This is a genomic window from Acinetobacter sp. F16, from assembly GCF_052712855.1.
This window is the reverse complement of record NZ_JBRATK010000007.1, coordinates 99,791-123,553: the sequence shown is the minus strand read 5'-3', so window position 1 is coordinate 123,553 and position 23,763 is coordinate 99,791. Positions and strand designations below refer to the sequence as shown.

Genomic DNA, 23,763 nt, shown 5'->3' with positions numbered 1-23,763 from the left:
TACCTTTAAATCATTACAGGACGTAACAATGTTAAAACTGTTGGCATTGGATCGCTTTACCATTTTGCTGATTATCATGGTAGTCTTGGCAACAATAGTTCCAGTCTCCGGTCTTGCTGCAAATATTTTTGGCGTCATCACCTCCGGTGCAATTGCGATTTTATTCTTTTTGCATGGGGCAAAACTGTCCAGAGAAGCAGTGGTTCAAGGCATCATGCACTGGAAATTTCATGTGGTGGTGTTTGCTTTTACATTTGCGCTTTTTCCGCTTTTAGGGCTGTTGGCGAAGCCGATTTTATTGCCTGTTTTGGGGCAGGAATTGTACTGGGGATTTTTGTTCATGTGCTTCTTGCCATCAACCGTGCAGTCTTCAATTGCATTTACCTCGGTTGCAAAGGGCAATGTGGCCAGTGCTGTATGTAGCGCTTCATTTTCCAATATTATTGGTATGTTTATTACCCCTGTATTGGTCAGTTTCTTTATTTTAGGTCAGTCACAACACGGCTTTGACCCCACATCTTCAATTGTTCAGATTACCTTGTTGTTGCTGGTCCCTTTTATATTGGGTCAAATATTACGTCCTTATGTTTATCCCTATATGTTGAAGGTACCGGGAATCGTCAAAGCATTTGATCAGGGCACTATTTTAATGGTGGTCTATGGTGCTTTTAGCGGGGCAGTCGTTGCAGGATTGTGGCAAATGGTGAGTTGGGAAACGCTATTGATTTTGACTCTGGCATGTTCAGTGTTTTTAACCCTCATTATGCTGTTGGCTTTATATATTCCGAAATGGATGGGTTTTAACCGGGAAGATCAAATTGCAATGTTTTTTTGCAGTTCCAAAAAAACCTTGGCCAGTGGTGTCCCGATGGCACAAATTTTATTTATCGGACAGCCTTTAGGGATGATTGTATTGCCCATTATGATCTTTCATCAAATTCAGCTGATGGTGTGCGGCGTAATTGCCAATTATTGGTCGAAGCATCCTGTAGATGAATTTAAAGCTGTAGATGAGTTACAAGAATAATTCGCTATTTGATATTTATTGCCGTATAATTATGCCCACTTGTTGTGCTTAGCTCTGGCGGTATCCGTCTCGGTGGGCCAAAAGAATGGTCTGTTATGGTGTTGGTCTCGCTCTTCTTTTGAAGAAGCTTTTTCCTCATGAATCATGAGAGTGATCAATTGCGATGACAGCATAAGCCTTTCTTAACTTAGGAGTAATCGACGATGCGCGCCGATATTCACCCAAAATATGAAACATTAGTTGCTACTTGTTCATGTGGTAACGTAATCGAAACTCGTTCAGCGATTGGTAAAGAAACTCTTTACCTTGACGTATGTTCAGCTTGCCACCCATTCTATACTGGTAAACAGAAGAATGTTGACCAAGGTGGTCGTATCGACAAGTTCAAACAACGTTTTGCTGGTATGTCACGTTCTATCAAACGTCCTGACTAATACCGTCAAATGTAAAAAAAACGGGCGATATGCCCGTTTTTTTTATGCCTGAAATTTATGTATCTTGCAGCAAAACAATGTGTACAAGACCTATTGGTCTTGTACATCAATCAAGTGATCCAGTTTTTTCTGGAAATAATCACCTTGAATAAAACGGGCATCTACATTCCACGCGTTGGCGAAGAGCGTCATATCATTTAATTCGCGTAGCATGATTTCAATAGGTTTGATTTCATGGAAAATTTTAATTTTTTCCTGTAATTCCTGCGTAGATTGTTCTGTATTTAACATTGTTGTCAGTGTGCGGTGCAATGTTAAGCAGTTGATATCTAGTTGACGTATAGCAGATTCACTGTAAATAGTATTGCCAAAATCTCTTAAGGAGACTTCAGCGCCAAACTGGCGCAGTTGAGCAATATGCTTTTGTGCATCTGGAATATTCTGGGTCAGGTCTTCTTCTGAAAATTGTAAAATAAGCGGATGGGTTAATTTACTGCGTACAATCGTGATCAGCTTGGAAATAAATTCAGGGAAGGTCCGGTCGTGAAATAGTACTTCTTTATTCAAATTCACAATTAATTTGGCTTCAGGATATTGCGTAATAAAATTATGTAATTGTTTACATGATTCAACTAATATCCAGCGATCCAGTTTAATCGATAATTCAGGGTCTTCGGCCAGTTCTCTTAAACTGGATAAATCCTTCCACGAATTTTCAAAAATGAAGCCACTGGTGACCTCATAAGTGTATAAGTTGGTGTCTTGTTTATCATAAAGTTGTTGATATTTAAGATGAATCTCTCCACGGTCCAAGCTATTTTCTAAAGCTCTGATTAATGAAGATTCAGGCGAAGCATTTAATGGCTTGATTTCTGGATGGTGAATTTCCATCGATGGAATTTCTAAATGTGTGCCTAAATTAAGCTCTACAGTCGGTGCATTTTGTGGTAAAGCCGTCTGGTAAGCTGAATTAATAAATTGTTCAAAATGGCTTTCATCACGAATTTCACCATCTAGAATGGCGTAACCAATTCTTAAATTAAGTGGATAACTCACTTGATTGACAGTTAATAATTGTGGCTTGGTTAATGAGCTTAAACCAATCAGTTTGGATTCTAATTTTGCTTTAGATTCTGCCTGGAATAAAGCTGCAAATATACCGGGTGAAACTTTAAATAAAGGAACATGGGTTTGTTCTTTTAAGAATGCTTTTATTTCACTAAAATAATTTTTTGAAGTAACCCAATTACCTTCAAAAATAGTTTCAGGACAAGAGGCTAAAGAGAACAGGACCAGTGCATTAACATCAGAAGGTTGCTGAGTAACCGTACGGTTAATCAACTGATAGGTATTAGGCTTCTGGGTATTTTTATCAGCTGTTCCCGATGCTGCATTGCTCGATTCTGGAGTTTCAATATCAATAGTAAGTTGTAATGCATCTTCATCCGTAGCGGGTAAAAATTCGATCTTAAGCGGATTTGGAACAGAAACCTGATCATTTAACGTCGCAATTTCTAAGCGACCTAAATCAAATTGACCTTGCGTAATTTTCTTAAAGCGTAACTTGAAGTCATTCAAATCTTTCGGTTGTAACAAATCAAGCAACGGAAGACCTACGATATCGTCCTCATTTTTCATCCCAAATAGTTGTAAATATTCAGGATTGGCTTGAATATGAATGCCTTCTTGAATCAGCGCAACGGCCTTGTTGCTATCATGTACTAACGATTGTGCATGGGTTTGTGCAGACTCTAACTCATCCATTAAATGTTGCTGAGTAAGCATTAAGCGGCTTAATGAAAGTGCACGAAGTAGGCCAAGGTAAAAACGATCTGGGTAATCTAGATTTAAAATGTCGTAAATACCTTTACGAATATAAGCTGCATATTGATCTGCCTGATAATCTTCTGGTTTTAGAAGAATAATCGGTAAGTTCGGTTGTTTAGATAGTTGAATTAAACTTAAAGCCTGTTCGTATTTTAAATCGTAGGCACGGCCAAAAATGACCAGATCCCAATTTTGATGTAATTGCTTTTCAAAAGTTTGTAAATCATCGAGCAATGTTGCTTCTACAACATGTCCATTCGATGTTAAAAGATCACGAATTTGGTTAAAACGTATTTGATTATCATCGATAATGAGTAAACGTGTCTCGGTACGTTTTAACTTTTTAGACAATAACGGATTTCTCACTTCAATGCTTCCCATAAATCGTGATTCTTGATTTCATTCATTTGTTTATTAATAAAGTTTGTAATCAGGCTTTCTTGCTGATCATTGAGTAATTCAAATTCAAAACGAATAAAACTTTGAGTAATAAGCTGTGCTTTGGTCAGGTAAATTTTGAGTTCTTCTTTTCCTAATCTTAAATGAATCGTTTGTTTTTCTCTAAACATGTGCGAACCCGATACAATTAAACTGGTTGAAACATGATCGAGTTGAGCGGTTTGAACAATAAGGGCAGGTTGGTAGTTACTGCTGTTGCGTTCAGTTTTTACCATGACAGAGCAGGGAAATAAATCTTGGGCCAAAACTTCAAGTCCAAGTTCCAGACTTTTTTCTGTCGACTGTTTAATCCAGCGAACCACACCGCCACGCCAAGGGCTGTTGGTATTTTCCTGAATTAAAATAAATTCCCCGGTTTTTAAATTTGAGGGTGTAGCACCCGTCCACTTAATCCTGTAACCATTGACACTAATATCCAGGACTTCAGCTGGATAGATTTGTTTTGCTTCGCGATCCAATACTTTTGCTGTGGTAATTTCAGCAGGAATATTGGAATTCATGGAATTGATAAAGCTACTTTCATTTTGGAACTGATAATTATTTTCTACATCCAAAGTTTCGTGAAAGTTTTTACCTTTAGAAAGGTAAAAATGTGCCACAGAAAGGCTAAAACAGATCTGCAATTGTGCTGAATATTCATAACGCTCATGGCGACGTTCGATATTGGTCGTAAGCAGGTTATGAATATGAAAATGTAGTGCTGGTGTCAGGAATAACTTTTCATTACGTGATAAATATCCCGTATTTTTGGTTTGAGTTTCAGACAGATGATCTAATAAATTCTGTGTTGCAATATAGATGGTCGGTTTATATAAACTGGATTGATTGATATTGAAAACTGGTGGATGATCTTTATTGGTATCGACAATATAACGTGAAAGCGTAGTTTCTTTGGGTAAGATATGAACCAGTTTTGCCCAGTCAAAGCTACATAAATATAAGCCTTGCATTTCTGATGGGCGAATTTGATGGGTATTAAAAATATCTAATAAAATGAGCTGTGAGTAAGCATGAGCGATCGTTTGTAATTGATGCTGCGTATCTAAAATCTGGTTGATATTGGTTTGATAAAAATTATTTTTGATTGCACATTCGAGCAGTTGATGTGCGACCAGCCATTGGCCAAATAATGGCGTGCTATACAACAAATTTTGTTGATAAAGTAATAACGAGAGTTGCTGTAATGCATAATATGTCGAAACAATTCTAGCGGTTTGTAAACTTTTCTTCTGATTAAATGCAAAAATAGAAAACTTTTGCAGACTTAATTGAGTATTACAGCGTTTTGCAATATCGATGTAAATTTTAGCGAAATGGCTACGTAAAAGCATAGCCAATTCGATGATTTGATCACTACGATCGGTGGTAATCAGGCCTTGGTTGAAAAAATGCTTTTCCAGGCTGGTCAATACATTATCAATGGTCGGGTGTAGGATTTGAATTAAATCAAAACGCAGCATTTCTGGGCATTTAAGTTCTGATATTTCCAGTAGCGCATTGAACAGTTCTTTTGAAGAATTTCCGAGTTGCAGAATGGATAAATTAGACACCCATTCTTGTAGCCCTTTTGCATGAGAAGGACAAAAGCTGAGTTGTTCCAACTTTAATTCTGTTGGCGTTTGGAAAATATCAGAAGTACTCATAAGCATCGTTATTATTTAACTCAAAAAGTTGAAACCCCAAAAAGCGGTGTTTTATTTTTTTCGCCCGCTATTTCCCTAACGAGTTTAGGAACCAAATATCCTGGAAGGTTCTCTAAAACATCTTTATATATAAGATTAATCTGCTCAGGACTCAAGTCAAAATGATGCGCACCTTTTACTTTATCTAATACATGTAAATAGTATGGCATCACGCCTGCATCAAACAGACGGTAACTTAAATCTACTAAAACCTGCGCAGAATTATTGACCCCGTTTAATAAAACTGCCTGATTGAGCACGGTTATTTGTTGTTGAACCAATAGTGAAAGTTTAGTGCAAGTAAAATCATCAAGCTCAGCTGCATGATTTGAGTGTACCACTAGAATAATGCGTAGCCTACTGTTTTTTAATAGGGAAACCAGCTCTTCATCGACACGGTTGGGGATTACGATAGGAACCCGTGAATGAATTCTCAAAAATTTAATTTGTGCTAATGATTCCAAGCGATCGATCCAGAGCTTTAATTTCCGGTTGGATAGTGTAAGTGGGTCTCCGCCACTAAAAATGACTTCATTAATATCGGGTTGGCTTTCGATATAGTCTTTAATGTTGAGCCAGTCTTCATTTTTGAGCAGGTTTTCCTGATAAGGGAAATGACGACGGAAACAATAACGGCAATGCACTGCACAAGCACCGGTTAAGGTGAGCAAAAAACGTGATTTGTATTTATGCAATACACCCGGTTGTTGATTGGCTTGTTCTTCACCCAAAGGGTCAGTGACAAACCCGGGATGATCTTCAAGTTCTAAATGATGCGGCAAGACTTGTAATAGAAGGGGATCAAATGGGTCGCCCATGTTCATTTTTCCGACGAATGCACGCGGAACACGCAATTTAAACTGTTCAGAAGCCAGAATTGCGCCTGACAATAATTGATCAGGTGAGAGCTGAAGGGCTTCAAGTAACTCTAAAGGGTCGGTAATCAGGTCACTGAGTTGAGATTGCCAGTTTTGCTCTTGATATAAATAGTTTATCATGGCGCATGTAAAAAATAATGCTAGTCTAGCATTAATAGATTTAAGTTAGTAAGTTTGGAGTGAGCCTTTCATGGCCAATTATTCTACGAATGACTTTAAGCAAGGCCTAAAGGTTATGCTTGATGGTAACCCATGTTCAATCATGGAAAATGAATATGTAAAACCTGGTAAGGGTCAAGCATTCAACCGCGTAAAATTGCGTAATCTTAAAACTGGTAAAGTTTTAGAAAAAACATTCAAATCCAATGAAACACTTGAAGGTGCTGACATTGTTGAAGTTGAAATGGATTACCTTTATAACGATGGCGAACTCTGGAACTTTATGGATCCAGAGAGCTTCGAACAAATCACAGCTGACAAGGTTGCGATGGGCGATGCTGCTAAATGGTTGAAAGACGATTCAAACGAAAAATGCACAATTATGCTTTTCAATGGTGTTCCATTGTCAGTAAGTGCACCAAACTTCGTTGTATTGAAAATCGTTGAAACTGATCCAGGCGTACGTGGTGATACTTCGGGCGGTGGCGGTAAACCTGCCAAACTCGAAACTGGTGCTGTAGTACGTGTACCATTATTCGTACAGCAAGATGAAAGCGTTCGTGTAGACACCCGTACAGGTGATTATTTAGAACGTGCATAATGGTTTAAAAATAGACTATTATCGAAAGGGATGATTTAAATCATCCCTTTTTTTATGCCAAAGTATTAGATGAAAAGTAAATTTTGAGGAGTACAGTCGCAAAGGAAGAAACAGCAGTATACCGAACAATAAAAAATAACGCTGATTTATGCATTAGATATGAGGGATTTACATGGAAACCATTGAACCGAAGTTAACCATAACTTCAAAAATAGTGTGGCTTCTAGTCGCGATTTTAGGTGCAGTATCATTCGGGATACTTGCAGTCAGCAGAGGTGAGCATGTTAATGCAGTCTGGCTGGTTTTGGCAGCCATCTGTGTCTATAGCATCGCTTATCGCTTCTATAGTTTATTTATAGCCAATAAAGTCTTTGAACTCAATGCAAGACGCTTAACACCGGCGCATCGCTTGGCAGATGGTCTGGATTATGTTCCCACCAATAAATATGTCCTGTTTGGTCACCACTTTGCAGCCATTGCAGGAGCAGGTCCATTAGTGGGACCTATTCTTGCGGCGCAGATGGGTTATTTGCCAGGCACGATTTGGCTTTTAGTCGGTGTGGTTCTCGCAGGCGCTGTTCAAGACTTTTTAGTCCTCTTTATTTCTACCCGTCGTGATGGCCGTTCACTCGGTGAAATGGCAAAGCAAGAGCTGGGTTCCTTTGCGGGTGTGATTGTGATGCTGGGTGCTTTAGGCGTCATGATCATTATCCTTGCAGTGCTTGCATTGGTTGTCGTGAAAGCCTTGACCAACAGTCCATGGGGCGTGTTCAGTATTGCTGCGACGATTCCAATTGCATTGTTCATGGGCGTATATATGCGTTATATCCGTCCAGGGAAAATTGCCGAGGTATCAATCATTGGTTTTGTGCTGATGATGCTGGCAATTGTGTATGGCGGAAATGTCGCAGCTGATCCTTATTGGGGACCATTGTTTACCCTTTCTGGTACCCAATTAACTTGGTGTTTAATCATTTACGGTTTTATCGCTTCCGTATTGCCGGTCTGGTTGCTGCTGGCGCCACGTGATTACCTTTCAACTTTCTTGAAGATTGGCGTGATTGCAGGTCTTGCGATTGGTATTATGGTGGCATTGCCTGAAATGAAAATGCCTGCGGTAACGCATTTCATTGATGGTACAGGTCCTGTATTTGCAGGCTCAATGTTCCCGTTCTTATTTATTACCATTGCCTGTGGTGCCATTTCAGGTTTCCATGCCTTGGTGTCTTCAGGCACCACACCAAAACTGGTCGATAACGAAGTGGATATTCGTGTGATTGGTTATGGCGGTATGTTGATGGAATCTTTCGTTGCTGTGATGGCAATGATTTGTGCCACCATTCTTGAACCGGGTGTCTATTTCGCTATCAATGCGCCTGCTGCCATATTGGGTACAACGGTTGAAAGTGCTGCTGAAGCGGTTCGTACTTTAGGCTTTGTGGTGACTCCGGAAGCATTAACATTGCTTGCGCAAGAAGTCGGTGAAACTTCAATTCTTTCGCGTACTGGCGGGGCGCCAACCTTTGCAATTGGCATGGCGCACATCATCACGGAAATTTTCAACAACCGTTCAATGATGGCATTCTGGTATCACTTTGCGATTCTGTTTGAAGCATTGTTCATCTTGACTGCGGTGGATGCTGGTACACGTGCTTGTCGTTTCATGGTTCAGGACACTGTCGGTATCGTGATTCCTGCAGTGAAAAAATCACACAGTTTCTTTGGTAACCTGTTGGGTACCGCAGTTGCGGTTGCAGGTTGGGGGTTCTTCGTTTATCAAGGTGTGGTCGATCCACTGGGCGGGATTAACAGCTTATGGCCGCTGTTTGGTATTGGTAACCAAATTTTGGCAGCGATGGCGCTGATTTTAGGTACAGTAATCCTGTTCAAAATGAAGAAAGAGAAATATGTGTGGGTAACGATTCTGCCGACCATTTTCCTTTTCATTACCTCAATGACGGCAGGTTGGCAAAAAATCTTCCATGAGAATCCAAAAATCGGTTTCCTGGCACAAGCCAACCGTTTCTCTGATGCAATTGCACGAAATGAAATACTGAAACCTGCTAAAGACATTGCTGAAATGCAGACCATTGTGTTCTCTAATCAGATCAATGCAGTGCTTTGTGGCTTCTTTATGATTGTGGCTTTTGTAATGCTGTTTGCTGCAATTGGCGTGATCCGCCGTGCATTGGCGAATCCAAATCCAAGCACGCATGAATCTAAAGCGATTTACAGTGATGAGATGAGTCCAAATAAAGTGGCAGGAGAGGTGAAATGAGTCTAAAAGATCAAATTCGCCAAAAACTGGCACTGGGTAAAATCATTAAATTTACTGTACTTGCGCAGCCGAAAAAGTTTTTGATGTTGAATGGTATTAAAACAATTCAACTGATTTGGCAACGCCTACAGCAAAGCTTTCGCTTGATGGTCGGTGTGCCGGATTATCAGACTTATCTAGAGCATATGCAAAAGAATCATCCAGACCTGGTTGCAATGGATGCCAAAACCTTTTACCGTCACTGTGTGGATGCACGCTATCCAAGCGCAGGCGGTGGAATGAAAAAATGTCCTTGCTAATGTGAGCAGACATTTGTCAGAAATCTTTTGATTTGTTTGGAAAAACCACAAAACGGTGTATGTTAATCATGCACCGTTTTTTATTGGGAAATAAGCTGTGATTTGGGGTATGAATAAGGTTCAAAAACAAGAACTCACACACGAACAGCAACAACTGAATGATCAAGTTGAATCGTATGCGGCAAAAATTCAGGTATTTCTGCATCAAATCAATAGCATCATTTTGGATAAACAACATCAGACCAAACTGGCTTTAAGTAGTTTGCTGGCCGGTGGCCACGTGCTGTTTGAAGATTTACCCGGATTGGGTAAAACCACATTATCCAGTGCCTTATCTCATATTGCAGGACTGAAGTTTCAGCGTATTCAGTTTACCAATGACATGCTTGCCAGTGATGTGATTGGCGTGAATATGTTTAATCAAAAACAGCATCAGTTTGAGTTCAAGCAAGGCCCAATCTTTACCCAAATATTATTGGCAGATGAAATTAACCGTTGTAGCCCAAAAACCCAGAGTGCGTTGCTAGAAGCGATGGAAGAAGGCTTGGTTACGGTGGATGGCGTTCGTTATGAGTTACCGCAACCTTTCTGGGTCATTGCAACACAGAACCCGCTTTTTCAAAGTGGTACGTATAGTCTGCCGGAATCGCAACTGGACCGTTTCCTGATGCGTTTGTCACTGGGTTATCCATCGCGTTCCGCAGAAAAACTGTTATTACAGCAAAACTCACGTTATGCCTTGATTGCAACCTTAGAGCACGTTTTTAGCGAGTACGAAATTTTAGAGATGCAACAACTGGTCACGCAGGTTCATATTGCCGATGTGGTGCTGGACTATCTGCTGGATCTGGCGACCGAGACCCGTAAAAGTCGGCATGGTTTATCCACGCGTGGACTATTGGCTTTGAAAAAAGCGTCACAGGCGCATGCCTTCATTGAACAGCGCAGCTATGTCACCCCCGATGATGTTCAAGCTGTATTTGTTGCCGTGGTTTCCCATCGGATTGGATTGAGTGAAGCAGAAACCTTGCAGATAATGCAGCAAGTGACGATTAGCTAAGGGAAGATCAAATTGGGCAAACCTTGGCAAAAATGGTTAGCGAAACGCTTTCAATTTGAAAAAGTAAAACAGCTTTCGCAAAAAGACATTCTGATTTTTATCTATCAGCAGGGCTATCTGTATCTGGTATTGATCTTGATTACTTTTATTGCCGGGATCAATTATGCCAACAATCTGATTTTGGGTTTTTGCTTTCTAATCAGTGCAATTTTATGCATTAGTTTTTATGTCACTTTTAAACAGTTACATGAGCTCAGGATTGAAATTTCAGTAAATGAAATCGGGCAAGTGGGAAATTTTCTTGATCTGGAATTACATTTTCAGCAGCCATACAAGCAATCGCGTTATTTATGGATTAAGACCGATCAGCATTTAGAAAAGGTCTCGATTGCTGAACTCAAGCAAAAAATCACCTTGTCTTTTTTTGCCGATAAACGCGGCAAGTTTCATTACCCGACTGTACAGATTTATGTGGTATATCCGTTTGGATTAGTTCGTGCCTGGAGCTATTTTTATTTAACAGAGTATTCATGGGTTGCACCCAAAGCTGCATTTTATAATGCGGAAAATAAACAGCATCAGCACAGTTTTGAACCCGATATGGATGAGTTTCGTGAACTGCGTAATTTTAAGTTGGGCGATAGCTTACAAGCCGTATCATGGAAGCAGGCTGCGCGTGGGCAAGGTTTATATATTAAAGTCTTTGAGCAGCATAATGATCAACCGAGTATGGAAATCCATTATGCAAACATGCCAAGTACCGAGCATGAAGAGAAACTGAGCTTAATGATGGGGCTGATTGAGCAATGTGATCAACTGCAATGCAGCTATGCGGTATTTTTACCTCAAGCTGAATTAGCTGTAGGCACAGGTGCAAACCAGTTGCTTCAGGCTAAAAAACTTCTGGCGCAGGCTTAATTATGATGCATGCTGATGTTAGAACATCGATTTTAATGACCTTACTATTATTACTGCTTGCACAAGTATTTTTTAATCCTGTTCTGTTAAGCGCAATTTTTGCCCTGATACTCCTCTGTTTATTTGTCAGCTTTAAAGATGAGACAAAAACAGTATCCAAAGTTTGGATCTTTGCCCTAGTAATTCTGGCTTTAATGACGATTTATTTTAGATATCAGAGTTTTATCGGAGTAGAAGCGGGCGTTGCGGTTTTATCCACTTTTTTATTTGCCAAAGCTTTGGAAACCAAGAATAAAAGAGATGTCATTATCTTATTTAATTTTGCTTTGTTTGTCGGGGCGAGTTCATTTCTATATAGCCAATCCATCTGGATGGCGATTGCGATTTTGCTATGCTTATTCAGTTGCCTGATCGGGCTTTACCGTTTACAGACCAGCGAATTTAAACAGCCACAGCATCAATCATCGGCATTAAAAACAGATGCCAAGCATGTAGGTAAATTTCTGATTTTGGCTTTGCCTTTTTTTATTTTGTTGTTTATCTTTTTTCCGCGCTTACCGCCACTTTGGCATATTCCAATTCCAGAACAAAAAAGTGTCACGGGGATGAGTGACAGCATGTCACCTGGGGATATTGCAGAACTTTCGCAATCTAGCAGTTTGGCTTTTCGCATTATTGGCAATATGAATAAACTGCCTTCCCGCAATGAGCTATATTGGCGGGCAATGGTTCTGGATCAATATGATGGCAGAACCTGGACCAGTAGTTTTGTCAATCAACAACCTGTCTTGAATCATAGGATTTCGATAAAAGCAGAACAGGGTTTTGATTATCAATACCTGGCTGCAGATTCAAGTGTGATGTGGATCATGGGACTAGAAAAGTCCATCCCCAAAAACCCTCAATACCAATTAAAGCAGGATTGGAGCATTAGCCCGATCCGCTCCATCACACGAAATCAGCCTATTACGCTACATTGGCTAGGCGATGCACAACTGCAAGGACAGGGCTTATCTACACCCAATTTACTGGAAAAAAGCAATACTCAAAGCAATACTCAAATCGATGAAAAATCACGTCAATTCGCTTTGGAAATGTTTCAGAAAAGTGGACGATTACCAGACCAGTATGTGCGTAATATTTTGCAGTGGTATAAGAACAATGATTTTGTATATACCTTAACACCGGGCTTACTGGGTGAAAACCGTATCGATGAATTCTTGTTTCAATCTCGGCAGGGGTTTTGTGAGCATTATGCTTCGAGTTTTGCCATGCTGATGCGATACGCGGGGATTCCTGCACGTGTGGTCATCGGTTATCAAGGCGGACAACTTGCACTGGACCGGGCAAGTTGGGAAGTGCGTCAACTGGATGCCCATGCGTGGACAGAAGTGCAATTAAATGGAAAATGGCAACGGATTGACCCAACCGCAATCATTGCTCCACAACGCATAGATGCGGGAATGCAAAATTATATTGAAAATGATCGAACTATTTTGGGAAGTAAAGAGCAGAAGTGGAAGTATCGTCAATTTTCAATGATGAAAAATATGCGAATCTGGAGTGACTATGCGAGCTATCAGTGGCAAAGCAAAGTTGTTGGATATGATGCTGAAAAGCAGCAAAGCTGGTTGGCGAAATTAGGTTTGAAAACGGCTTATGCCAGTATCCTGATATTATTCTCAAGCATTTTATTGGTGATGATTTCTTATTTTGTCTGGATTTATTATCGTAATAAACAGCACGGTTCGGCATATGAGCGTGCAGTTCAACAGTTCTCTAAGCAACTAGCGAAGCCATTACGTAAGCAGCCTGCTGAAACTTTCTTTAGCTGGATGCATCGTTTAGCCGAAGGGGTTAAAGAGGATGAACAAAAGATATTTATCCAGACAGCAGAATATTATCAGCAGCAGCGATTTTCTGTAGCGATAACTGGCCAACAAATGAAGCAATTTAAAGCAATGCTTAAAACTTGTACATATGCTTTAAAAAATAATAGAAAGTCCTTGTCTTAAAAAATAAAAATGAATATGATTCACAGCACTTAGGTGTATAGCTCAGTTGGTTAGAGCGCTACGTTGACATCGTAGAGGTCAGCAGTTCGAGTCTGCTTATACCTACCAAGATTCAATGCCATTAGGCATAAGGACTTTAAGCAAAAAAGCTTAAAGTCCTTTTTTATTGTCCCTAAGCTGGTTTTTAATTAAAAAATCTAGAATGCTAAATTAAATCCTACGGGATATTCGTAATTGAATTTATGAAGTCGCACGCTTAAGTTGCTCTAGTTGTAGAATATGTTGATTAATTTGATGATCCATAGCCGGCAAAATTTGTCTTAAAAATTGGCAATATGAAATTGCATCGTTTGCTGAAAGCACACCTGTTTTTACAAGCTGTTTTTGCTTGTCTAATAAATCACTTACCTGACGAAAATCAGGTTGCTGTCCTACACTCAATGAATTGCTGATTTCTTCAAAATCTTGATAAAGTCGGTCACGTTGTTGAATCAATTCTGCCTGATTTGATACTGTCACTGTATTTGCTTGAACCAGTGCGCTAAGTACCAATTTTTTTTCTAATATAATTTCAGTTGGAATCGGTTTTTCTTGTGGTTGTACTGTATTTGGTGGCGTTGTAGAGAGGGGTTTAAATATATAAACCACAATGATAAGTAACAAGGTCACAATAGATCCAATGATAAGACCAAGTCGTAGGGTGCTATTCATGCCAGAAATCCTGCTCTTGCATTTAAATTAAAAGCAGACCCAATCTAAAATCAGGTCTGTTCAATTCATCCATTATTCACTTATTAACTGTTTATTATTTGGTCGACCAGCCAGCCGGTGCATAACCGATACGAACACGCTGTGGATGATTACCCACTGGAACACTCAATACCTTTTCACCTGTAGCAAAATCAATGACAGTAACGACATCAGTCTCACTCTCTGAAATCACACAGCTTTTTCCATCAGCACTCTGTGTTGCCCAGTATGGCTTGCCTGCAGGAATCAGCTTGGCAGCTTTCAAGGTAGAGCGGTCGACAATAGTCGCATAGTCATCCATGGTACCTGCCACACATAATTTCTCGCCATCTGCACTAATGGATAATCCATGGTGACGTGAGTCATTTACATATTTTGTCCGGTTAGAAGGAATGGTAGAGCTACCCGGTAATTGACCAATACGAGTGACTTTATCCTGATTTAAGTCATATTCCACCAAGCCATTAAAAAACGAAACCTGTGCATAAATTTTACTTTCATCTTTACTAAATACGATGGGACGCACAGCATTGGATAAATCCTTACGACCGAATGCATCTAATGCAGGACGGAAATCAATTTTCTTGATCACTTTAAACGTATTGGCATCGGCAATGGTAATGAAGCGTTTACCCTTGGTGAAATCTTGCCATGATGCATCCATGGAGGTTTCTACATTTCCAATGGCTGAGTTCAAAATTTTTGAGCCGCCACTAAAGAAAATGTTTTCATGCGGTTTGTCGCCAGTGGCAAAGCGTCCTAATTCCTTACCCGTATTGATATCCAGAACATGAACGACGTTACCCGAGGAAGCCGATACAGCTAAGCGCTGACCATCTGGAGAAGCGGCCATATGATCGGCACGGAAACCTTCAACAGGGGTACGCCAGTTGATCTTACCCGTAGCAATATTGATAGACACTACATCTGCAAAACTTGGGCGAGATGCAACCACTGACTTGCCGTCTGGAGTTGAATACATGTCGTCAACCAATTGATCGTTACCTTCTCCAGCAGTGGCCTGAATATACGTATAGGCAATCAGTTTAATTGGATTGAGGTGGATTTCCTTCAAACGCTCTTTGCGATCAGGAATCATGTTAATCACACCGATCTTGCCAAAATCACCCGATGGACGAATGACGGTCACTGTTCCATCCCAGTTATTGCCAACAAAAAAAACTTGCTGACTATTGGGTGGAACAGGCATCGTTGGTGTAGCTGCATTTATACAAAGCGATGTGAATGCGGTAGATGCAAGCAAAACATTCGAAGTCCATTTAAAAAATAAATTTTTGTTTTTCATCTCATTTTTTTCCAGTTCAGTTCCATGAAAGCCATTTTTTATTCAAATTTTCATTATTGGCCAATACTCCTGTATTAGCAGAATAATAGAATAAAGAATTCACCCGTCAAATCTGTAGTAATCCGATAAAAAAGCGCTGATGATGAGATGAATGAATTTATAATTTTAAGAAGATTTTAATAATCAAAGCATTGACCGAATCGGGCAGATTATTTTTCCGACGGATTGTTATTTAGCCAGTATTGATTTTTTATTCAAGAAATTGATCTGACTTACTGAAATATAAGTCTTAAAACAATGGATGAAGTTATTAAAAAGAGGTGACTCATTTCTATAAATTGGATAGTGACTAAAATTGAATGAGGTTAAGAATTTGTTTAAATCTTTATCCAATTTAATATAAATATGCGCTGGAAATTGCAAAACACTACATGATATTTTCTATAAAAGCCGTAGTATAAAAATGATTTTATTGAGTTTCTAATATTATGTCACAGATAGATGTTCTTGTTCCTTTGGCTGAAATTGAGGTGAATCGGGCTGAACTTCTCTCCATTCAGCGTAATGATCTAGTGCCTTTACTGAATGATCAATATCGTCTGAATCATTATGCAGATCAAATTATTCAAGCTCAGTCGGTCTTGCTTAACGGGGTAGATCCACATCTTACCCAGCAACTCAGTTCGACGATTGAACAGTTGATTCAATCCTTGGCAGATTCAAAAAAATATTTAAAAGCCCGCAAGTTTAATGCCTTGCAAAAGTGGCTAGGTATTGATTTGGAATATGGGTCGGGGCAGGTCGAATATTATAAAAATCTGGATCAATTGCTTAATCGTGCCAATCATTTAAGTCAGAAATTGCAAATCGAGATTCAAAAGTCACAGGCACGTTTTCAACAGTTGCTGGGACACCGTGAACAAATGGCAAAATACATTCGGGCTGCGCAGGAGTTCTTGGTGGAATATCCAAAATTTGTCAAGAATCAGCATCCTCTGGATAATTTTTCAGAAAGATTATCTAAAAAAATTAATACATTACAAACTTTGCAAGCCAGTAATGATATTGCAATTACACAAATGCAGTTATCTCAACAACTTTCATTTAGCTTGCTGGATCGTTTTAAAGAGGCGCAGCAAGTCTTGATTCCGGCATGGCAATATCATGTTAAACAAAGCAATCAAAGCAATTCGACAATTGAGTTGGAAAAGCTGGATAATAGCCGAGAGAATCTGATTAAAAATTTAAGAAAATCACTACAGAAACCAACAGATTAATAATGATATTAGGTGAGATATGACCGATTTTGAGCATAAAGATTTACCGGCCGAAATAAGCACCGATGTGGTTCAGCAAAAATTTCAGCAACTGAACTTGCAAGAAATTGGTTTGCAGGATTCAGACTTTAATGAAGTAATGAATGCGCGTAAGGAACTGGCTGCAATGAGCCATAACGCCGTAGCTGAATATGGTAAAAATATTGCGACAAAAACATCAACCTATACCGATGAGTTGTTGAATCTTGTGCAAAATAAAGACCTGGACGCCACAGGTCAAAAGTTAAATCAGGTGGTGCAAGTTGCGCAGCAGTTGAATACCAGCAGTATTTTAAACAAGAAAAAAAGTTCGGGTTTTTTTGGTAGCTTGATTAGTAAAATGAAAGGTGCCAAGCAAAGTTTCGATCAGAATTTTAATAGCACCAAAGAACAAATTGATGTTCTGGTTAACGAAATTGAAACCTCACAATCGGGACTCAAAACTCGCGTTGATACCCTGGATAAAATGTTTCATGGGGTGCAGGATGAATATAAACAACTGGGGATTTATATTGCTGCCGGGAAATTGAAAGAACATGAAATTCAGCAGGAAATTGCAACTTTAAGTACCCAAACGCAAGATCAAACGTCAGTGCAAAAGGTTTATGACCTGAATCATCTGGCCAATAATCTGGAAAAACGGGTCAGTGATTTGCAGGTCTTGCAGCAATCGGCGATGCAAACCTTACCCATGATCCGAATTATCCAGTCCAATAATTTGATGTTGGTGGATAAGTTTTATGCCATTAAAAACATCACTTTACCGGCCTGGAAAAACCAGATCAGTTTGGCCATTTCCCTAAATGAGCAGAAAAATAGTGTGCAACTGGCCAATAGCATTGATGATGCGACCAATGATCTGTTACGCCGTAATGCAGACTTATTGCATCAGAACTCGGTGGATACCGCTAAAGCCAATCAACGTTCAGTGATTGATATCGAAACGCTTGAACATGTGCAAAACACCCTCATTAAAACAGTGAATGATGTGATTCAGGTGCAAAAAGAAGGCATGCAAAAACGTGCTGAAGCCACGACGCGTTTACGTGCCTTGCAAGAAAATTTGAATCATTTGGTTATAGAATCGAGTACCAGTGGAGTGAATAGATCTTAAGAATACGCTTAAGTTCATTGCCTGCACTTCAGGAGAAACCGTTTGCCTCCCTTAGATGAATATGCTGTGAATCCGCAACAGATTAAATCTGGTGTTGTGGCGCTGAAAAAGCGCCAACGCAATCTGACTTTATTTTGTATCACCAGCAGTACCGTTTTCCTTGCTTCTGTGGTGGCATTATTTTTACAACATGATTTTGTCTATAGTTTTTTTGGTGTTACCACCGAATTGAAACAACTGCATATGCCGATCAGTGTGGATGCAAATCTTGCTGAGCTCGGGCAACACACCGATTATTTTAGCAATCTGTTGTCATGGTTTGGCTGGTTGGTTCTAAAGCTGTTTGTTTCTTTTATCGGGGCATTTTTTGTCATTCATTTTTTAAAGAAAATACGCTTCTTCTATACCCGTTTTCAGTCTTTTATTTTGAAATTTGTCGGCTGGCTGGTGGCCTTTATTGTGTTGTGGTCAGGCTTAACCTTTTTGCAATATGACTTAAATGATGATGAAAATAATGCGTATAGTGAAGCGATTCAATACGATAAAAATATTCAGCAAAGTGAATTGGCTCAGGATTTACAAAAGAGCAATTTGGATGAGCCAGTGAAGGCTTATTTACTTGCACAAGCTGCGTTGTTGCATAAGCCTGTCGATAAAGATGCCGCCATTCCCCAGGTTCTGGCTTTGGTTAAAGCGGAAAAAACAGATCCTCAATTTATTGAATATGGATTTAAGCCTGAACAATTGTGGACCATGCAGCATCAACTTTATGGAAAGACCTTAACCCCGATGGCGGCAAGTGTCTCAAAGCAAGTAGATCAAGCGGAACAAATGAGCGATGTGGTGAATATCTTTATTATTGCCATGCTTATTTTATCTGCAATTTTGAGCTCAATTTTATTTCTTTTAGCGCAGCATTTAAAAGGGCGCGTGTTAAGAGTTGAACAGCGCATTGCACCTTAAATCATGCAATTCAAGAGCTCCTTAGGGGGCTTTTATTGTTTTTCACGATTATTTTATTGCAGTTTTGCTTAAGTATGGGAATGAGGCAGAGCTTATAGAAGATATGATAAATTATTTTTAATTCGATAATCCGATCTTAATAATAAAAACAAACTGTTTTACCTATTTACTAATTTACCCTAGTATAGCCTTATTAAATAAACATTTACTCCCTTGGAGACGTTAGCCATGTTAGACCAAAATACTTCAGCTCAACTTAAAACCTTATTACAACGTCTGGAAAGTCCGATTGAACTGGTGGCGTCACTCGATTCATCTGACAAATCGGACAAGATCAAGGAACTGGTGACTGAAGTTGCGGCACTGTCGGATCAGGTCACTGCCCGTTTTGACGGAACCAATAAACGTACCCCAAGCTTCGGGATTGCCAAAGTCGGTGAACAGCCGCGCGTAAACTTTGCCGGTCTGCCGATGGGGCATGAGTTCACCTCTTTGATCCTGGCATTGCTGCAGGTTTCCGGCTATGCACCAAAAGTCTCTGATGAAGTACTGGCTCAAATCAAGGGTCTAAATCTCACTGTTGATTTCGACGTATTCGTATCCTTAAGCTGCCATAACTGTCCGGACGTGGTTCAAGCCTTGAACCTGATTGCAATCAACAATCCGGGTACAACCGCGACCATGATTGACGGGGCCTTTTTCCAGGACGAAGTGGAAGAACGCAAAATCATGGCAGTGCCAATGTTGTTCCAGAATGGCGAGCACATTGGTCAGGGCCGTATGACGCTGGAAGAAATCGTGGCCAAACTGGATTCGGGTTCATCTGCCAAAGAGGCTGAAAAACTTAATGCCAAAGGCGCATTCGATGTATTGGTGATTGGCGGTGGCCCTGCAGGCAACACAGCTGCAATATACGCGGCACGTAAAGGCATCCAAACCGGGATTGTAGCGGAACGCTTTGGTGGTCAGGTCATGGATACCATGGACATTGAAAACTACACTTCGGTGCAAAAAACCCAAGGTCCAAAATTTGCCGCTGAAATGGAAGCCCATGTGCGTGCGTATGATGTCGACATCATGAACCTGCAAAAAGTGGCTGCCATTAAAGGTGCCGATGAAACCGCCAACGGTCTGGTTGAAGTCACTTTGGAAAACGGTGCGAAGTTAGAGTCAAAAACCATCATCCTGTCGACCGGTGCACGCTGGAGAGAGATGAATGTTCCCGGTGAGCAGGAATATAAAACCCGTGGTGTGGCATATTGCCCGCACTGTGATGGTCCATTGTTTAAAGGCAAACGTGTTGCGGTGATTGGCGGCGGAAACTCGGGTGTGGAAGCGGCGATTGACCTTGCGGGTATTGTCGAGCATGTGACTTTGGTAGAGTTCGATACCAAACTGCGTGCCGATCAGGTATTGCAGGACAAGTTGAATAGCTTGCCGAACACCACGGTGATTATGAATGCCTTGTCGACTGAAGTGGTTGGTGACGGTTCACAGGTGACGGCGCTGAAATACAAAGACCGTGCCACTGATGAAATTAAAACAGTTGAGCTTGCCGGGATCTTTGTACAGATTGGTCTGTTGCCAAACACCGATTTCCTGAAAGCCTCGAAAGTGGAACTCAGCAACCGCGGAGAGATCGTGATTAACGAGCGTAACGAGACTAATGTCAAGGGTGTGTTTGCTGCCGGTGACTGTACTACGGTTCCGTACAAGCAGATCATCATCGCCACTGGCGAAGGTGCCAAGGCATCGCTTTCTGCATTCGATTACATCATCCGTTCAGGGCAATAAGTAAAAAAGCCAAAGTGGCTATGTAGACTTAGACATAGACACTTTGGCTTTAGTTCCCCAAGTTTTTGTTTTACCCTTTTATAGGAGCTCAGGGCGCTAACGCTGAGTTCCTTTTTTTATCGCTACTATTTCCCTTGTTATTTTAATTTTCTACTTTTTTGTTTTGCCCTTTTTTATTGTTCTTTCCCCAAGGTTATTGCATTTAATTAAGCAAGTTTTATTCCAGTTTTATGTAAATTTCTAAGATTTGAATAAATTCAAGGTCTTAAACTTCTGAATCAACTGTTCTTGCGTTTCCACATGTTCAGGATGTGGAATAATGCACTCAATTGGACACACGGCTACACAGGTTTGGTGCTCATAAAAGCCGACACATTCTGTACAGCGCTTTACATCAATTTCATACACCTGATCGCCCTCATAAATGGCTTCATTCGGACATTCAGGCAAACACATATCGCAGTTGATACATTTGTCAGTAATCAGCAAAGCCATGGTGTCTGGACACTCAAACAGCTTGGTAAGCTAAAGATGAAGCCGAAATGTCTGCCGTTGAATTCGGCAAATTGCGAATCAGCAGGGCATAGTTCATATCGACATCCACAGGAACAGGAATATCGACGACATGGCCTGAACCTTTGGCGTCAATAATCAAGTTACCTTTTTTGTCTTTAATCTCAGTCAATGTGAAGGTGATATTGCCTGAAGTGGTCATCAGCTCAAGCGAGTCACCCACCACAAAACGGTTTTTCACCTCAATCTTGATATAGTCACCATTGCGTTCCAGAACTTCACCGACAAATTGTTGATGATCAAAACGCGATGAACCGGTTTCATAGTTTTGATATTCAGTATGCACATGACGGCGCAGGAAACCTTCGGTATAGCCACGATTCGCCAGGCCTTCCAGTTGAGTCATCAATGCTGGATCAAATGGCTTGCCCTCTAGCGCATCATCAATGGCTTTACGGTAAATCTGTGCAGTACGTGCACAGTAGAAATAGGATTTGGTACGACCTTCAATCTTCAGTGAATGAATGCCCATCTTGGTTAAACGGTCAACATGCTGTACCGCACGCAAATCTTTAGAGTTCATGAAGTAAGTGCCATGTTCGTCTTCTTCAGCGGCAAACATGTCTTCTTCATTGCGTTGTAATAAAACCGGCTCGCCAAATTGGTGTTGTTCTAGGGCGTGTTGCTCATCGGCATCTTTATTTTTGCAGCATGATGATGATTCTTCAATTTGTTGAACTGGAATGACATCTCCAGTTTCATCTTCAGCTGCTTCGTGAATTTTATAATCCCAACGACAGGCATTGGTGCACGCGCCTTGATTGGCATCACGTTTATTCATATAGCCAGAAAGTAAGCAACGACCAGAATAAGCCATACATAATGCACCATGCACGAAAACTTCAATTTCCATGTTAGGGACATTATTTTTAATTTCTTCAATTTCTTCGATAGAAAGTTCACGGGACAGAATGACACGTGTGAGTCCCATGTTTTTCCAGAATTTTACGGTTGCCCAGTTGACAGCATTGGCTTGTACAGACAGATGTACTGCCACATGCGGGAAGTTTTCACGCACCATCATGATTAAACCCGGATCGGACATAATCAGCGCATCAGGTTGCATGGCAACCACAGGTTCCAAGTCACGGATGAAATTCTTGAGTTTGCTGTTATGCGGTTGGATGTTCACCACCACATAGAATTTTTTGCCCAAAGCATGAGCTTCCTCAATACCTGTTTTTAGATTGTCATGATTAAAGGCATTATTACGTACACGTAAGCTATAACGCGGCTGACCTGCATAAACGGCATCGGCACCATAAGCAAATGCATAGCGCATGTTTTTGAGTGAGCCGGCAGGAGAGAGGAGTTCTGTTACGTGAGTAATGCTCATGACAAAATTAAAGGCATATAAAAAATATGGCTTTATTGTATGTATTTGAAAATTAGATTCAACCCAGTAAAAAGCTCGGAATTATCCGCTGTGTCATCGAAATGTCATTAAACTTAAGTTAATATATATGTAAATACGTATATACATATATATCTTATGGATCAGGTTAATTTTTTTAAATGTCTTGCCGATCAAACGCGCTTAGACATCCTCATGCTGATTGTGAAACAGGGTGAGCGATGCGTCTGTGATTTAACCGCAAGCTTAGATTTAAGCCAGCCGAAAATTTCAAGGCATCTGGCCTTGTTACGCACTAGCGGTGTTTTGCAGGATCGCCGCCAAGGGCAGTGGATTTATTACAGCTTGCAAGCGGATTTACCGCAGTGGTGTCTGGATGTTTTGAATAACGCGGCTAGCCAAGATCAGCGTTTTAATGCTGTGAATTTATCAGCCTGCGAATCTTTAAATTGTTGTGAATAAGTGATTGGAATAATAATGAATTTTCTTTTTTTATGTACCGGGAATAGCTGCCGTAGCATTTTGTCGGAAGCACTTTTTAACGCCCGTGCACCGCAAGGTTTTAGTGCCTGTAGTGCAGGCAGTAAACCGACTGGAAAGGTCCACCCTTTAACCCTTAAAACTTTACAAAATCTAGGAATTTCGACACAAGGTTTATCCAGTAAAACCATGCAGGATTGTGAACAGTTTAATCCGCAAGTGGTCATTACCGTGTGCGGCTCAGCAGCTGCAGAACCTTGTCCTTTATATCTGGGTAAAGCCATTAAAGCGCATTGGGGTCTGGAAGATCCTTCTCATTTAGAGGTGTCTGAAGATGAAAAAATGCAGGCATTCATGCAGACGGTAGAGCATATCAACCGTCGTTTTGATGCCTTTTTTGCCTTAGATTTGACCAATTTAAGCCCTGAAAAATTAATTGCTGAAATCAATAAAATTTCTGAAATTGCCTAATCGAG

General features: G+C 40.4%; 21 protein-coding genes and 1 tRNA gene. 15 read left to right on the top strand and 7 right to left on the bottom strand.

Annotated features, from left to right (window positions below; translation table 11 throughout):
- Positions 1-28: 28 nt before the first annotated feature.
- On the top strand, positions 29-1,027 hold the full coding sequence (locus ACU0NF_RS06285) for a bile acid:sodium symporter family protein (RefSeq protein WP_445660503.1): 999 nt from the start codon (positions 29-31) through the stop codon (positions 1,025-1,027).
- Positions 1,028-1,230: 203 nt separating this feature from the next.
- Entirely contained in the window at positions 1,231-1,461 is a 231-nt protein-coding gene (rpmE, locus tag ACU0NF_RS06280; RefSeq protein WP_067725111.1) for a 50S ribosomal protein L31, read from the top strand.
- A 90-nt stretch (positions 1,462-1,551) separates the two neighbouring features.
- Here the strand turns inward: rpmE and ACU0NF_RS06275 are convergent, their stop codons facing one another.
- From ACU0NF_RS06275 to epmB, 3 genes are read right to left on the bottom strand one after another with little or no spacing between them, the layout of a single operon-like run.
- Entirely contained in the window at positions 1,552-3,669 is a 2,118-nt protein-coding gene (locus tag ACU0NF_RS06275; protein ID WP_445660502.1) for an EAL domain-containing protein, read from the bottom strand.
- Entirely contained in the window at positions 3,651-5,396 is a 1,746-nt protein-coding gene (locus ACU0NF_RS06270) for a GTPase (RefSeq protein WP_171538522.1), read from the bottom strand. Before ACU0NF_RS06270 ends, ACU0NF_RS06275 begins: the two co-directional genes overlap by 19 nt.
- Positions 5,397-5,410: 14 nt before the next feature.
- Positions 5,411-6,427 carry an EF-P beta-lysylation protein EpmB gene (gene epmB, locus ACU0NF_RS06265; protein WP_445660501.1) on the bottom strand — a complete coding sequence of 339 codons (1,017 nt, stop codon included), beginning with the start codon at positions 6,425-6,427 and terminating at the stop codon, positions 5,411-5,413.
- 70 nt (positions 6,428-6,497) lie between these two features.
- Here epmB and efp point away from each other — a divergent pair, with 70 nt between their 5' ends.
- From efp to ACU0NF_RS06230, 7 genes are all read left to right on the top strand, one after another.
- Entirely contained in the window at positions 6,498-7,067 is a 570-nt protein-coding gene (gene efp, locus ACU0NF_RS06260) for an elongation factor P (protein WP_131384529.1), read from the top strand.
- 172 nt (positions 7,068-7,239) lie between these two features.
- The gene (locus tag ACU0NF_RS06255) at positions 7,240-9,345 is read left to right on the top strand and encodes a carbon starvation CstA family protein (protein WP_445660500.1); all 2,106 of its coding nucleotides are present in this window, start codon (positions 7,240-7,242) and stop codon (positions 9,343-9,345) included.
- On the top strand, positions 9,342-9,644 hold the full coding sequence (locus ACU0NF_RS06250) for a YbdD/YjiX family protein (protein ID WP_370983067.1): 303 nt from the start codon (positions 9,342-9,344) through the stop codon (positions 9,642-9,644). The genes ACU0NF_RS06255 and ACU0NF_RS06250 overlap by 4 nt, the downstream gene beginning before the upstream one ends.
- 109 nt (positions 9,645-9,753) lie before the next feature.
- Entirely contained in the window at positions 9,754-10,704 is a 951-nt protein-coding gene (locus tag ACU0NF_RS06245; RefSeq protein WP_445660499.1) for an AAA family ATPase, read from the top strand.
- A gap of 12 nt (positions 10,705-10,716) precedes the next feature.
- A complete protein-coding gene (locus tag ACU0NF_RS06240) occupies positions 10,717-11,622 on the top strand; it encodes a DUF58 domain-containing protein (protein ID WP_445660498.1) in 906 nt (301 codons plus the stop codon).
- A 2-nt stretch (positions 11,623-11,624) separates the two neighbouring features.
- Complete coding sequence (locus ACU0NF_RS06235; RefSeq protein ID WP_445660497.1) at positions 11,625-13,637, top strand: transglutaminase family protein; 2,013 nt, start codon at positions 11,625-11,627, stop codon at positions 13,635-13,637.
- Between the two features lie 31 nt (positions 13,638-13,668).
- A tRNA-Val gene (locus tag ACU0NF_RS06230) sits at positions 13,669-13,745 on the top strand.
- A gap of 132 nt (positions 13,746-13,877) precedes the next feature.
- Here the strand turns inward: ACU0NF_RS06230 and ACU0NF_RS06225 are convergent.
- Both ACU0NF_RS06225 and ACU0NF_RS06220 read right to left on the bottom strand, forming a co-directional pair.
- Positions 13,878-14,348, bottom strand: a complete 471-nt coding sequence (locus tag ACU0NF_RS06225) for a hypothetical protein (protein WP_131315571.1) — start codon at positions 14,346-14,348, stop codon at positions 13,878-13,880.
- A 94-nt stretch (positions 14,349-14,442) separates the two neighbouring features.
- Positions 14,443-15,693: a YncE family protein gene (locus tag ACU0NF_RS06220; RefSeq protein ID WP_445660496.1), complete on the bottom strand. Its 1,251-nt coding sequence runs from the start codon at positions 15,691-15,693 to the stop codon at positions 14,443-14,445.
- 488 nt (positions 15,694-16,181) lie between these two features.
- On the opposite strand from ACU0NF_RS06220, the gene ACU0NF_RS06215 reads away from it, so the two are divergent.
- From ACU0NF_RS06215 to ahpF, 4 genes are all read left to right on the top strand, one after another.
- Complete coding sequence (locus ACU0NF_RS06215; protein ID WP_445660495.1) at positions 16,182-16,970, top strand: tellurium resistance protein; 789 nt, start codon at positions 16,182-16,184, stop codon at positions 16,968-16,970.
- A gap of 19 nt (positions 16,971-16,989) precedes the next feature.
- Positions 16,990-18,123 (top strand): toxic anion resistance protein, encoded by a 1,134-nt coding sequence (locus tag ACU0NF_RS06210; RefSeq protein ID WP_445660494.1) that lies wholly within the window; start codon positions 16,990-16,992, stop codon positions 18,121-18,123.
- Positions 18,124-18,165: 42 nt separating this feature from the next.
- Complete coding sequence (locus tag ACU0NF_RS06205; protein WP_445660493.1) at positions 18,166-19,086, top strand: hypothetical protein; 921 nt, start codon at positions 18,166-18,168, stop codon at positions 19,084-19,086.
- A 228-nt stretch (positions 19,087-19,314) separates the two neighbouring features.
- Complete coding sequence (gene ahpF, locus ACU0NF_RS06200) at positions 19,315-20,880, top strand: alkyl hydroperoxide reductase subunit F (RefSeq protein ID WP_445660492.1); 1,566 nt, start codon at positions 19,315-19,317, stop codon at positions 20,878-20,880.
- Positions 20,881-21,120: 240 nt separating this feature from the next.
- Here the strand turns inward: ahpF and ACU0NF_RS06195 are convergent, their stop codons facing one another.
- Together ACU0NF_RS06195 and trhP are read right to left on the bottom strand one after the other, a co-directional pair.
- A complete protein-coding gene (locus ACU0NF_RS06195; protein ID WP_445660491.1) occupies positions 21,121-21,375 on the bottom strand; it encodes a YfhL family 4Fe-4S dicluster ferredoxin in 255 nt (84 codons plus the stop codon).
- Between the two features lie 13 nt (positions 21,376-21,388).
- Positions 21,389-22,789 carry a prephenate-dependent tRNA uridine(34) hydroxylase TrhP gene (trhP, locus tag ACU0NF_RS06190; RefSeq protein ID WP_445660490.1) on the bottom strand — a complete coding sequence of 467 codons (1,401 nt, stop codon included), beginning with the start codon at positions 22,787-22,789 and terminating at the stop codon, positions 21,389-21,391.
- A 156-nt stretch (positions 22,790-22,945) separates the two neighbouring features.
- On the opposite strand from trhP, the gene ACU0NF_RS06185 reads away from it, so the two are divergent.
- Positions 22,946-23,269, top strand: a complete 324-nt coding sequence (locus tag ACU0NF_RS06185; RefSeq protein WP_445660489.1) for a metalloregulator ArsR/SmtB family transcription factor — start codon at positions 22,946-22,948, stop codon at positions 23,267-23,269.
- Positions 23,270-23,284: 15 nt separating this feature from the next.
- Positions 23,285-23,758 (top strand): arsenate reductase ArsC, encoded by a 474-nt coding sequence (locus ACU0NF_RS06180; protein WP_445660488.1) that lies wholly within the window; start codon positions 23,285-23,287, stop codon positions 23,756-23,758.
- Positions 23,759-23,763 lie beyond the last annotated feature (5 nt).